Source organism: Streptococcus sanguinis (assembly GCF_003943735.1).
GTDB lineage: Bacteria > Bacillota > Bacilli > Lactobacillales > Streptococcaceae > Streptococcus > Streptococcus sanguinis_E.
Map to the genome: position 1 here is coordinate 212,784 of NZ_RJMV01000003.1, position 13,462 is coordinate 226,245.

Genomic DNA, 13,462 nt, shown 5'->3' on the forward strand with positions numbered 1-13,462 from the left:
TAGGTTGTGGATAAGCACTCGGTTAAGCGAGTGCTCTTTAATAAGGTCCAGTGGATGTTTTTAATCTGTAGATAGGGATTCGCCTTTGCGAGTTCCCCTTAATCTAAGGTCCTTGAGACCTTTTTATTTAGAATTGAACTAGAAAATTTTACTATTTTTTGTTATGATAGATAGAATACAAGGAGGAAGTAGATGACGTTAGAAGAAATCAGACAGGAAATCAATCAAGTGGATGATGCAATTGTTGCCTTGCTGGAGCAACGCATGAATCTAGTCGACCAAGTCGTGGCTTTAAAAAAATTAACGGGTACGGCTGTATTGGATAGTAAGAGAGAAGATGTGATTTTCGCCAGAGTGGCGGATAAGGTTGAAAACAAAGACTACAAGGAAACTGTTGTTGCGACCTTTTCTGACATCCTGAAACGTTCGCGTGAATTTCAGAATAAAAATATCTCATGAAAGAAGTACAGAACTCGATAGCTGTGGCTTTATCTGCGATGGCAGGCGGTTGGCTACGTTACCAAGTAGCGCTCATATCAGTTTTTGATGATTCATTTCCGCTAGGTACCTTACTGGTCAATTATTTGGGAACTTTTTTGCTAGTCTATATTATCAAGGGCTATCTTAGCAGTAAAGTTAAGTCCCAGCGTCTGCTTTTAGCGCTTTCGACCGGTTTTTGCGGAGGTTTGACGACTTTTTCTGGTCTTCTGCTAGACAGTATCAAACTAGCTGATTCTGGGCGCTATATGGAGCTTCTTATCTATCTAGTCTTAAGTGTAGGTGGTGGACTTGCAATCGCCCTATGGGCTGGAAAGCAGGTGAAGTCATGATGTGGGCGATGTTAATCTGCTGCGGTGCTGGTGCTCTCATGCGTTATGTTTTCTCCAAGATCAATAGCAGAGCATCTCTGCCGATTGGGACTTTATTGACAAACTTGCTAGGTGCTTTTCTCATTGGATATTTTTATAATCATATAGAAGACAAGCAGCTTTATGTGATTTTAGCAACAGGCTTCTGTGGTGGTCTGACAACCTTTTCCACCTTGAATGCTGAGTTGGCAGCTCTCTTTCCAGAGAGAAAGAAATTTCTTCTCTATTTGGCTTTGACCTATATCCTCGGATTTTTAGCGATTCTTTTGGGAATTTTCATTTAAACATCTTTACATTTTTAGAAATTTTGATATAATATAGTTTGTGCCTAATGGAAGCACAAAAAACGACTAATCCGCTGTGGTCTCGAATCTTAAGATTAGTAAGATAGGAGTAGAAAAAATGAATCCATTAATCCAAAGTTTGACTGAAGGTCAACTTCGTACTGACATCCCTGCATTCCGTCCTGGTGACACTGTCCGCGTTCACGCGAAAGTTGTCGAAGGAACTCGTGAACGTATCCAGATCTTTGAAGGTGTGGTTATCGCTCGTAAAGGTGCTGGTATCTCAGAAACTTACACCGTTCGTAAAATCTCTAACGGTATCGGTGTTGAACGTACTTTCCCAATCCACACTCCACGTGTTGACAAGATTGAAGTCGTTCGTTACGGTAAAGTCCGTCGTGCTAAATTGTACTACCTTCGTGCATTGCAAGGTAAGGCAGCACGTATCAAAGAAATTCGCCGTTAATCTTAGAAAGACTCTGTCGTTGGGCAGAGTTTTTCTCTAAGTCCCCTTAGTTCAATGGATATAACAACTCCCTCCTAAGGAGTAGTTGCTGGTTCGATTCCGGCAGGGGACATGGATATGAAAAACTACGTTGTCAAACGTAGTTTTTTTCTATGTTTAAATAAAAAATCTATAAAATAAATTGTTTTTTTAGGAAATAGGAGTACAATACGGTTAGTATAGAAAATAAAAAAGCACCGAATCGGTGCACACTTTTTCAAGTTGAATACGAACTGGGCTTAAGTACCACTGCCTTATTTTAACTTGCTGTGTTGTTTCGAATAGTTCCAACAAAGTAATTATATAATATTTTTCTTTAAATGTAAACATTTTTGTGTTAAAATATTGACATAAAAAACAAATTTATAAAAGGGGATTTTTTATGAAGAAACCATATTCAATAGGACTCGATATCGGAACTAACAGCGTCGGATGGGCCGTCATTACGGATGACTATAAGGTGCCATCGAAAAAGATGAAAGTTCTGGGCAATACTGATAAACACTTTATCAAGAAAAATCTAATTGGAGCTTTATTATTTGATGAAGGGACTACTGCTGAAGATAGACGTCTAAAACGAACATCGCGCCGTCGCTATACCCGTCGAAAAAATCGTCTTCGCTATCTTCAAGAAATCTTTTCTGAGGAAATAAGCAAGTTGGATAGTAGTTTCTTCCATCGTTTAGATGACTCCTTTTTAGTTCCTGAGGATAAGAGAGGAAGTAAATACCCTATTTTTGCTACCTTGGAAGAAGAAAAAGAATATCATAAGAAATTCCCGACTATCTATCATTTGAGAAAACACCTGGCGGACTCAAAAGAAAAAACTGACTTGCGCTTAATCTATTTGGCATTAGCTCATATGATTAAATACCGCGGACATTTTTTATATGAAGAATCTTTCGATATTAAAAACAATGATATCCAAAAAATTTTTAATGAATTTATAAGCATTTACGACAACACCTTTGAAGGAAGTTCACTTAGTGGACAAAACGCACAAGTAGAAGCAATTTTTACTGATAAAATTAGTAAATCTACAAAGAGAGAACGCGTTCTAAAACTCTTTTCTGATGAAAAATCCACTGGTCTCTTTTCAGAATTTCTCAAGTTAATTGTAGGAAATCAGGCTGATTTTAAAAAACATTTTGACTTAGAAGAAAAAGCTCCACTACAATTCTCTAAAGATACCTATGATGAGGATTTGNAAAACTTACTCGGACAAATTGGAGATGGTTTTGCAGACCTTTTCCTAGTTGCTAAAAAACTTTATGACGCCATTCTTCTATCAGGAATCTTAACTGTCACAGATCCTTCAACCAAGGCTCCACTATCAGCATCTATGATTGAGCGCTATGAAAACCACCAAGAAGATTTAGCAGCTTTAAAACAATTCATCAAAAATAATCTTTCAGAAAAATATGCTGAAGTTTTTTCTGACCAATCTAAAGATGGATATGCTGGGTTTATCGATGGCAAGACCACTCAAGAAGCATTTTACAAATATATCAAAAATCTTCTCTCTAAATTAGAAGGAGCAGATTATTTCCTTAATAAAATTGAACGCGAAGATTTTTTGAGAAAACAACGCACCTTTGATAATGGTTCTATTCCTCACCAAATTCATCTTCAAGAGATGAATGCCATTCTCCGTCGTCAAGGAGAACATTATCTATTTCTGAAGGAAAACAGAGAAAAGATTGAGAAAATCTTGGCCTTCCGTATTCCTTACTACGTTGGCCCTTTGGCTCGTGGCAATCGTGATTTTGCTTGGCTAACTCGAAATTCTGACCAAGCAATCCGACCTTGGAATTTTGAAGAAGTTGTTGATAAAGCAAGCTCTGCAGAAGACTTCATCAATAAGATGACTAACTATGACTTGTATCTCCCAGAAGAAAAAGTTTTGCCCAAGCATAGTCTGTTGTATGAAACATTTGCTGTCTATAATGAATTAACAAAAGTAAAATTTATTGCAGAAGGATTGAGAGACTATCAATTCCTTGATAGTGGGCAGAAGAAGCAAATTGTCAATCAATTATTCAAAGATAAAAGAAAAGTAACTGAAAAAGACATCATTCATTATCTACATAATGTTGATGGCTACGATGGAATCGAACTAAAAGGAATTGAAAAACAATTTAACGCTAGTCTTTCTACTTATCATGATTTACTTAAAATAATCAAGGATAAAGAATTTATGGATAATCCTAAAAATGGAGAGATTCTTGAAAATATTATCCATACTCTCACAATCTTTGAAGATCGAGAAATGATTAAGCAACGCCTTGCTCAATATGACACTCTCTTTGATGAGAAAGTAATCAAGGCATTGACTCGTCGACATTATACTGGTTGGGGAAAACTCTCTGCCAAGCTCATTAACGGCATCCGTGATAAACAAACTGGCAAAACGATCCTTGAATACTTGATTGATGATGGAGATTGCAATCGTAACTTTATGCAGTTAATCAACGATGACGGACTTTCCTTCAAAGAAATTATCCAAAAAGCACAAGTAGTTGGCAAGACAGATGATGTGAAGCAAGTTGTCCAAGAAATCCCAGGTAGTCCTGCTATCAAAAAAGGAATTTTACAAAGTATCAAGATTGTTGATGAACTTGTTAAGGTTATGGGGCACAATCCAGAGTCCATTGTAATTGAAATGGCACGAGAAAATCAGACAACTGCTAAAGGGAAAAAGAATTCCCAACAAAGATATAAGCGCATTGAAGATGCACTAAAAAATCTAGCACCTGGACTTGATTCAAATATTTTAAAAGAAAATCCTACAGATAATATTCAATTGCAAAATGATCGTCTCTTCCTTTACTATCTTCAAAATGGAAAGGATATGTACACTGGAAAAGCTATTGATATCAACCAACTAAGCAACTATGACATTGACCACATCATTCCACAGGCTTTTATAAAGGACGATTCTCTCGATAACCGTGTCCTAACCAGCTCCAAAGATAATCGAGGTAAATCAGATAATGTTCCAAGTATAGAAGTTGTTCAAAAAAGAAAAGCTTTTTGGCAACAATTATTGGATTCCAAATTGATTTCAGAGCGTAAATTTAACAATTTAACTAAGGCTAAACGTGGTGGACTAGATGAGCGTGATAAAGTTGGATTTATCAAACGTCAGTTGGTTGAAACACGACAAATCACAAAACATGTCGCTCAGCTTTTGGATACCCGCTTCAATACAGAAGTGAATGAGGAGAACCAGAAAATTCGTACTGTCAAAATTATTACATTGAAATCCAACCTTGTTTCAAACTTCCGTAAAGAATTTGGTTTATACAAAGTGCGGGAAATCAACGACTACCACCACGCTCACGATGCCTACTTGAATGCAGTGGTTGCAAAGGCTATCCTTAAAAAATATCCTAAACTTGAGCCTGAATTTGTCTATGGTGACTATCAGAAATATGATCTTAAAAGATACATCTTAAAATCAANAGCTTCTAATACTATTGATAAAGCAACTGAAAAATATTTTTTCTACTCAAACTTATTGAATTTCTTCAAAGAAAAGGTGCGCTACGCTGACGGAACGATTAAAAAAAGAGAGAATATTGAGTATTCTAATGACACAGGAGAAATCGCTTGGAATAAAGAAAAAGACTTTGCCACAATCAAAAAAGTTCTTTCACTTCCGCAGGTGAATATTGTGAAGAAGACAGAAGAACAAACCGTCGGACAAAATGGTGGTTTGTTTGATAACAATATCGTGTCCAAGAAAAAAGTAGTTGATGCAAGTAAACTAATCCCTATCAAATCCAGTTTATCACCTGAGAAATATGGCGGCTACGCAAGACCTACAATCGCTTATTCAGTCCTTGTTATAGCAGATATTGAAAAAGGAAAAGGAAAGGCTAAAAAGTTAAAGAGGATTAAAGAGATAGTTGGAATAACCATTCAAGATAAAAAGAAATTTGAATCAAACCCAGTTACCTACCTTGAAGAGTGTGGTTATAAAAATATCAATTCTAATCTTATTATAAAACTACCTAAGTATAGTCTCTTTGAGTTCAATGATGGACAGCGAAGATTATTAGCAAGCTCTATTGAGTTGCAAAAGGGGAATGAATTAATTTTACCTTATCACCTCACTGCTTTACTTTACCACGCACAGCGAATTAATAAAATTAGTGAACCAATTCATAAACAGTATGTTGAAGCACATCAAAATGAATTTAAAGAATTATTAACAACAATCATTTCTTTATCTAAAAAATATATCCAAAAGCCAAATGTTGAATTGTTATTACAACAAGCGTTCGATCAAGCCGATAAAGATATTTATCAGTTAAGCGAATCCTTTATCTCGCTTTTGAAACTCACCTCATTTGGAGCTCCTGGAGCTTTTAAATTCCTTGGTGTTGAAATTAGTCAGTCAAGTGTAAGGTATAAGCCCAATTCACAATTTTTAGATACTACCCTCATCCATCAATCCATTACTGGTCTCTATGAGACTCGGATTGACTTAAGCAAACTGGGAGAAGACTAATGGGATGGAGAACCATTGTAGTCAATACGCACTCTAAGCTCTCCTACAAGAACAACCACTTGATTTTTAAAGATGCCTCTCGGACAGAGTTGATTCATCTGTCCGAGGTGGACATCCTACTTTTGGAGACGACAGATATCGTTCTCTCCACTATGCTAATTAAACGCTTGGTGGATGAAAATATTCTGGTCATCTTTTGTGATGATAAACGCTTGCCAACGGCATACTTAATGCCTTACTATGGTCGACACGATTCCAGTTTGCAACTCTCTCGGCAAATCACATGGAACGAGGAAGCTAAAGCACAAGTTTGGACTACCATTATTGCACAAAAAATTCTCAATCAAGCTTTTTATCTGGGAAGTTGTGGTTTTCTGGAAAAGAGCCAGTCCGTCATCGATCTCTATCATAGGTTGGATTTATTTGATCCTAGTAACCGTGAGGGACACGCAGCTCGTATTTATTTCAACACCTTATTTGGGAATGATTTTAGTCGTGAGCAAGATAATGATGTCAATGCGGCCTTAGACTACGGCTACACCTTGATTTTAAGTATGTTTGCGCGTGAGATTGTTTTGTCGGGTTGCATGACCCAGTTCGGCTTGAAACATGCCAATCAGTTTAATCAATTCAACCTAGCTAGTGATATTATGGAGCCTTTCCGTCCGATTATTGACAGAATTGTCTATGAAAATCGAAACAGTTCTTTTGTCAAAATCAAACGAGAACTTTTCACTATTTTCTCAGACACCTTCCACTACAATGGAAAGGATATGTATCTGACCAATATCGTCAGTGACTATACTAAGAAAGTCATCCAAGCTCTCAATCAACCAGAGAAAGGAGTTCCTGAGTTTAGGATATGAGTTATCGATATATGCGTATGATTTTAATGTTTGATATGCCTGTTGATACTGCAGAGGAACGCAAGGCCTATCGGAAATTCCGGAAGTTCCTCATAGATGAGGGGTTTATCATGCACCAATTCTCCATCTATAGCAAACTCTTGCTCAACAACTCTGCTAATAATGCCATGATTGAGCGACTCAAGACTCGAAATCCCAAAAAGGGAAACATCACTCTCTTAACAGTTACGGAAAAACAGTTTTCTCGGATGATATACTTAAATGGTGAGCACGATACCAGCGTAGCAAACTCTGATGCTCGGTTAGTCTTTCTAGGAGAAGAGCCTATAGATGAACATTAATTTTCCGGTACTAGATGAACCGATAGATATTCAAAATGCAACCTTTTTGGTGCTTGAAGATCAGTTTACCTTTTCAAAGATCGTCAAGCAATTGTACCAATATTCTGATGAAGGAGAGCTGAAATTATTTGACACTCATTTAAAAGCTTTAAAAGAATCAGAGCTGCTTCTGATTACAGATATTTTGGGTTACAATCTCAACTCTCCACCCATGCTCAAACTGATACATACCGATCTGGAAAATCAACTAAATGATAAACCAGAAGTAAAGTCAAAAATCGAAAAGTTGTTAGTTGCGATTACAGAACTGCTGGGGTTTGAGTGTTTGGAAAATGAATTGGATCTAGAGTACGATGAAATCACCATTCTAGAGTTGATCGATGCGCTAGGAGTCAAAGTTGAAACTCTGAGTGACACACCTTTTGAAAAGATGCTAGAAATTGTCCAAGTTTTTAAATATCTTTCAAAAAAGAAACTCCTTGTTTTCATCAATGTGACCGCCTATCTATCAAAGGATGAGTTAGGAAATCTGATAGAGTATATCCAACTCAATCAACTAAGGGTCTTATTTGTCGAACCTCGGAAAGTCTATGATTTTCCGCAATATGTGCTTGATCAAGACTATTTCTTGAACCCTGAAAATATGGTATAATTAAGAGTAACAATTGGAATCTGGCGAGCTGAAGTCTAGCTGGGACGAATAGCGCGATTACGAAATTTCGTGAGAAAAATTTTTCTACGAGGTTTTAGAGCTGTGTTGTTTCGAATGGTTCCAAAACCTCTTGCCATTCTTTTGAATAAACTTGCTGTTTTAGAGCTGTGTTGTTTCGAATGGTTCCAAAACAAGATTTTTACAGAGCTATGCAAGTAAACAGTTTTAGAGCTGTGTTGTTTCGAATGGTTCCAAAACAGATGACTTATATTCAAGTAATTTTGCGTCGTTTTAGAGCTGTGTTGTTTCGAATGGTTCCAAAACCACATCAAGCCGACTTACACCATCCGACCCGTTTTAGAGCTGTGTTGTTTCGAATGGTTCCAAAACGTATCTTCATTTTACAATGGAAGATAACCCGTTTTAGAGCTGTGTTGTTTCGAATGGTTCCAAAACGCTTTGTCTTTTACGCTATGGGCGATGGAGGTTTTAGAGCTGTGTTGTTTCGAATGGTTCCAAAACTTTTAGTCTTCCCATTTAGTTACCTCTTTTGTTTTAGAGCTGTGTTGTTTCGAATGGTTCCAAAACCACGGTCCTCAACTTATTGAAGCTGGATTTGTTTTAGAGCTGTGTTGTTTCGAATGGTTCCAAAACAGATGAATTTGTTTCTTACACTTGGGGCTGGTTTTAGAGCTGTGTTGTTTCGAATGGTTCCAAAACAAAGGAAGCCTGACTATCATAGTCTCTCTTGTTTTAGAGCTGTGTTGTTTCGAATGGTTCCAAAACCTCTTGTTTCTGCTCTTTGATTTCAGTAAGGTTTTAGAGCTGTGTTGTTTCGAATGGTTCCAAAACATTATCCACGGGCTTTGTGGTAAACCTGAAGTTTTAGAGCTGTGTTGTTTCGAATGGTTCCAAAACACCTATTGTTTTTGCCTTTAAAAATCCTTTGTTTTAGAGCTGTGTTGTTTCGAATGGTTCCAAAACAGTCGGGAGAGAGTGCCTGACCAAGCGAGGGTTTTAGAGCTGTGTTGTTTCGAATGGTTCCAAAACACAACTAGACGGTCAATACAAGGATTTAGAGTTTTAGAGCTGTGTTGTTTCGAATGGTTCCAAAACACACTTATGCAAATTAGAAAAGGCATAGGAGTTTTAGAGCTGTGTTGTTTCGAATGGTTCCAAAACATGTTGCAAGTTGGTTTGAAGCTCGTCGCGGTTTTAGAGCTGTGTTGTTTCGAATGGTTCCAAAACTGGTTTTTAAATTATATTTAGTAGCGAAAGGTTTTAGAGCTGTGTTGTTTCGAATGGTTCCAAAACATGTTGCAAGTTGGTTTGAAGCTCGTCGCGGTTTTAGAGCTGTGTTGTTTCGAATGGTTCCAAAACATGTAGGAGGCGACAATAAGCCTGCTACTGGTTTTAGAGCTGTGTTGTTTCGAATGGTTCCAAAACAATGATAAAGAATGCTATTGCTCCTGAAGCGTTTTAGAGCTGTGTTGTTTCGAATGGTTCCAAAACTTAGTGGTTTATGGTCTGGTATTTCCGATGGTTTTAGAGCTGTGTTGTTTCGAATGGTTCCAAAACCACCGTTGAAATCACAGACCAAAATTGGAAGTTTTAGAGCTGTGTTGTTTCGAATGGTTCCAAAACAATTTCTTAAAATTTCTTTAAGATTTCTTTGTTTTAGAGCTGTGTTGTTTCGAATGGTTCCAAAACTCGTTGGCCGCCTTCATGTATGTATCTATGGTTTTAGAGCTGTGTTGTTTCGAATGGTTCCAAAACATGTAGGAGGCGACAATAAGCCTGCTACTGGTTTTAGAGCTGTGTTGTTTCGAATGGTTCCAAAACAATGATAAAGAATGCTATTGCTCCTGAAGCGTTTTAGAGCTGTGTTGTTTCGAATGGTTCCAAAACCAGCAGGATTTGCTATAGGTGATACATTAAGTTTTAGAGCTGTGTTGTTTCGAATGGTTCCAAAACATTTTCTGTCCAGTCAAAACCAACTGGAACGTTTTAGAGCTGTGTTGTTTCGAATGGTTCCAAAACTGATCACCTCAGTACTAGCCAAAACCTTGTGTTTTAGAGCTGTGTTGTTTCGAATGGTTCCAAAACTTGTACAACCAACGTATTTCATCAAGGTCAGTTTTAGAGCTGTGTTGTTTCGAATGGTTCCAAAACATTAAATATGAAAACCTAGAATTTGCTTCTGTTTTAGAGCTGTGTTGTTTCGAATGGTTCCAAAACATTAAATATGAAAACCTAGAATTTGCTTCTGTTTTAGAGCTGTGTTGTTTCGAATGGTTCCAAAACCAGTGTATTATTTAAAAGTGTCTTATAAAGGTTTTAGAGCTGTGTTGTTTCGAATGGTTCCAAAACCACACATGGCAACAAAACAAGCAACACCAGGTTTTAGAGCTGTGTTGTTTCGAATGGTTCCAAAACATTTGCAATTTTTCAAATTCGTTTGGGATAGTTTTAGAGCTGTGTTGTTTCGAATGGTTCCAAAACAATGCTTGAAAGCTATATTCTTTTAACAACGTTTTAGAGCTGTGTTGTTTCGAATGGTTCCAAAACCGGATACACTGCTAAACTAAATGAGTTCGTGTTTTAGAGCTGTGTTGTTTCGAATGGTTCCAAAACCTCCACTAATTGCATTTTCAGTAACGATAGGTTTTAGAGCTGTGTTGTTTCGAATGGTTCCAAAACAATACTCACAAGGTCTTGACAACAAGTAACGTTTTAGAGCTGTGTTGTTTCGAATGGTTCCAAAACAACTAAAATTTGACGCTCTCTACGGTTTATGTTTTAGAGCTGTGTTGTTTCGAATGGTTCCAAAACAAATCATTTAGTCACAAGACCAAGGAAACGGTTTTAGAGCTGTGTTGTTTCGAATGGTTCCAAAACTTGATACATAATAATCAACATACCAATCATGTTTTAGAGCTGTGTTGTTTCGAATGGTTCCAAAACGAATGGTCTTTTACATTGGCTAGAGATAACGTTTTAGAGCTGTGTTGTTTCGAATGGTTCCAAAACGATATGGAAGGAAATAATGTCTTCTTTAACGTTTTAGAGCTGTGTTGTTTCGAATGGTTCCAAAACAAGCCTAAAATGTCAGAAGCGGGAGCAATGGTTTTAGAGCTGTGTTGTTTCGAATGGTTCCAAAACGCAATACTCAGAAGAATATGTAATCCTTGAGTTTTAGAGCTGTGTTGTTTCGAATGGTTCCAAAACTAGTGCTAAAAAGGCTTATTATCGTGCTGAGTTTTAGAGCTGTGTTGTTTCGAATGGTTCCAAAACAAGTCATTTAGCCACAAGACCAAGGAGACAGTTTTAGAGCTGTGTTGTTTCGAATGGTTCCAAAACCATTTGTGTAGCCGCAAGTAAAGCAGTGAAGTTTTAGAGCTGTGTTGTTTCGAATGGTTCCAAAACTTATATGATTAGTAAATATATCTCGATTGTGTTTTAGAGCTGTGTTGTTTCGAATGGTTCCAAAACCGAACCGTGCTGTCTCCTGCATGACGTCCAGTTTTAGAGCTGTGTTGTTTCGAATGGTTCCAAAACCGACAAGGTAACCAGCATCAGCCAAAGTCCGTTTTAGAGCTGTGTTGTTTCGAATGGTTCCAAAACCTTTCAATGACCTACCAATCGGACGGACAGGTTTTAGAGCTGTGTTGTTTCGAATGGTTCCAAAACAAGTTCAATAGTTCGAAAATAGTAGTTCAAGTTTTAGAGCTGTGTTGTTTCGAATGGTTCCAAAACTGTTGATTATAGTACTAGTGGTGCTATTGGGTTTTAGAGCTGTGTTGTTTCGAATGGTTCCAAAACAAGCCGATACCGTAGTACCGATAGCCTTAGTTTTAGAGCTGTGTTGTTTCGAATGGTTCCAAAACTGATAACTCCTTCGTGTAAAGCCATGGAAAGTTTTAGAGCTGTGTTGTTTCGTTTTTATTTATCATAAAAAGGACTGAATAAAACAGTCCTTTTGTTTTCTATTTCCCCAAGCAAAATTGGCTGAAGAGTTGGGTGATGAGTTCGTCTGGTGCGGCGTCACCAGTGATTTCGCCGAGGATTTCCCAGGTGCGGGTCATATCGACTTGGAGTAGATCTACCGGCATACCCATTTCCAAGCCTTGGTTGACGGCTTGTAGGCTTTCCAGGGCTTTTTCAATCAAGGAAATGTGACGGGCGTTGGACAGGTAGGTAGCGTCTTGCTCGACAATGCCAGCATTTTCAAAGAAGAGCTGATTGATGCGTTCTTCAATTTTATCAATATTTTGATTGTGGAGGACAGAAATCTTGATAGCATCTGCTGGCAGCTGATCCAACTCAATCTTCTCTTCAAGGTCGGTCTTGTTAAGCAGGACGATGCGATTGCTGTCTTGGCTGATTTCCAGCAATTGTTTGTCTTGGTCTGTCAGAGGCTCGCTGGCGTTTAAAACTAATAGAACCAAGTCAGCTTCCTGCAGGGCTTTTTTAGAGCGCTCAACTCCAATTTGCTCAACAAGGTCGTCGGTTTCCCGAATGCCTGCGGTATCAATGAGTTTGAGCGGCACGCCCTTGATATTAACATACTCCTCGATCACATCACGAGTCGTCCCCTCAATATCGGTCACAATAGCCTTGTCCTCGCGCAGGAGATTGTTGAGCAGGCTGGACTTGCCAACATTAGGCCGGCCGATGATAGCAGTGGAAATGCCTTCGCGTAAAATCTTGCCTCTTCGGGCGGTATTGAGGAGATTGCTCAGCAGAGCCTCGAACTCAGCTGTTTTTTCTCGCATCAGCTGGGTCGTCATCTCTTCCACGTCGTCGTACTCAGGATAGTCGATATTGACCTCGACCTGCGCCAGTGTGTTGAGGATTTCCTGACGGGTGTTGTTAATGAGGTCAGAGAGGGAGCCATCCAGCTGCTTGACAGCGTTGTTCATAGCTTTATCGGTCTTGGCGCGGATGATGTCCATGACAGCCTCAGCCTGAGTCAAATCTACGCGCCCATTGAGAAAAGCCCGCTTGGTAAACTCACCAGGCTCAGCCATTCTAGCGCCCTCGCGGATAGCCAGTTGCAGGATTTCATTAGTGACCGCAATTCCACCATGGGTGTTGATCTCGATGATATCCTCGCGCGTGAAGGTCTTGGGAGAGCGCATGGCACCAAGCATAACCTCATCCAGAATTTCCTGATTTTGAGGGTCAACGATATGGCCGTAGTTGAGCGTGTGGCTTTCCACTTTGCTTAGATTTTTCCCTTTGAAGATTTTTTTGGCAATAGCAAAGCTGTCAGTCCCGCTTAGTCTAACGATTCCGATAGCCCCTTCGCCGAGAGGAGTAGAAATCGCAGCGATTGTATCAAATTCTCTGGTAATCATACTGTATTTTTCCTTGTGTTTTAAAATCAATTACCCTAATTGTAACGCAAAAATCAAGGAGGAGCAAGG

At 38.5% G+C, this 13,462-nt stretch carries 9 protein-coding genes, 1 tRNA gene and 1 CRISPR repeat array; of the genes, 9 read left to right on the forward strand and 1 reads right to left on the reverse strand.

The genetic code is table 11. The annotated features are described in order from the left end of the window. The first annotated feature begins 192 nt into the window (after positions 1-192). The 9 genes from D8877_RS05365 (at position 193) to csn2 (ending at position 8,033) form a co-directional block, all read left to right on the forward strand. Positions 193-459: a chorismate mutase gene (locus D8877_RS05365; RefSeq protein ID WP_125341563.1), complete on the forward strand. Its 267-nt coding sequence runs from the start codon at positions 193-195 to the stop codon at positions 457-459. Further along, on the forward strand, positions 456-830 hold the full coding sequence (gene crcB / locus D8877_RS05370; RefSeq protein WP_002902977.1) for a fluoride efflux transporter CrcB: 375 nt from the start codon (positions 456-458) through the stop codon (positions 828-830). Before D8877_RS05365 ends, crcB (D8877_RS05370) begins: the two co-directional genes overlap by 4 nt. Further along, positions 827-1,153, forward strand: a complete 327-nt coding sequence (gene crcB, locus D8877_RS05375; protein WP_185760169.1) for a fluoride efflux transporter CrcB — start codon at positions 827-829, stop codon at positions 1,151-1,153. The genes crcB (D8877_RS05370) and crcB (D8877_RS05375) overlap by 4 nt, the downstream gene beginning before the upstream one ends. 118 nt (positions 1,154-1,271) lie before the next feature. After that, positions 1,272-1,619 (forward strand): 50S ribosomal protein L19, encoded by a 348-nt coding sequence (gene rplS, locus D8877_RS05380; protein WP_009660455.1) that lies wholly within the window; start codon positions 1,272-1,274, stop codon positions 1,617-1,619. A gap of 40 nt (positions 1,620-1,659) precedes the next feature. After that, positions 1,660-1,731: transfer RNA gene (locus tag D8877_RS05385), tRNA-Arg, on the forward strand. Between the two features lie 309 nt (positions 1,732-2,040). Next, the gene (gene cas9 / locus D8877_RS05390) at positions 2,041-6,174 is read left to right on the forward strand and encodes a type II CRISPR RNA-guided endonuclease Cas9 (RefSeq protein ID WP_125352648.1); all 4,134 of its coding nucleotides are present in this window, start codon (positions 2,041-2,043) and stop codon (positions 6,172-6,174) included. Next, on the forward strand, positions 6,174-7,040 hold the full coding sequence (cas1, locus tag D8877_RS05395; protein WP_002906456.1) for a type II CRISPR-associated endonuclease Cas1: 867 nt from the start codon (positions 6,174-6,176) through the stop codon (positions 7,038-7,040). The genes cas9 and cas1 overlap by 1 nt, the downstream gene beginning before the upstream one ends. Then, entirely contained in the window at positions 7,037-7,381 is a 345-nt protein-coding gene (gene cas2, locus D8877_RS05400) for a CRISPR-associated endonuclease Cas2 (protein ID WP_002906458.1), read from the forward strand. The genes cas1 and cas2 overlap by 4 nt, the downstream gene beginning before the upstream one ends. Beyond that, entirely contained in the window at positions 7,371-8,033 is a 663-nt protein-coding gene (gene csn2, locus D8877_RS05405) for a type II-A CRISPR-associated protein Csn2 (RefSeq protein WP_002906460.1), read from the forward strand. Before cas2 ends, csn2 begins: the two co-directional genes overlap by 11 nt. Before the next feature lie 91 nt (positions 8,034-8,124). After that, positions 8,125-11,920: a CRISPR direct-repeat array (repeat unit 36 nt; unit sequence GTTTTAGAGCTGTGTTGTTTCGAATGGTTCCAAAAC). 99 nt (positions 11,921-12,019) lie between these two features. On the opposite strand, the gene mnmE is transcribed toward csn2, so the two are convergent. Next, positions 12,020-13,393 carry a tRNA uridine-5-carboxymethylaminomethyl(34) synthesis GTPase MnmE gene (gene mnmE / locus D8877_RS05410; RefSeq protein WP_125341561.1) on the reverse strand — a complete coding sequence of 458 codons (1,374 nt, stop codon included), beginning with the start codon at positions 13,391-13,393 and terminating at the stop codon, positions 12,020-12,022. Between the last annotated feature and the right edge of the window lie 69 nt (positions 13,394-13,462).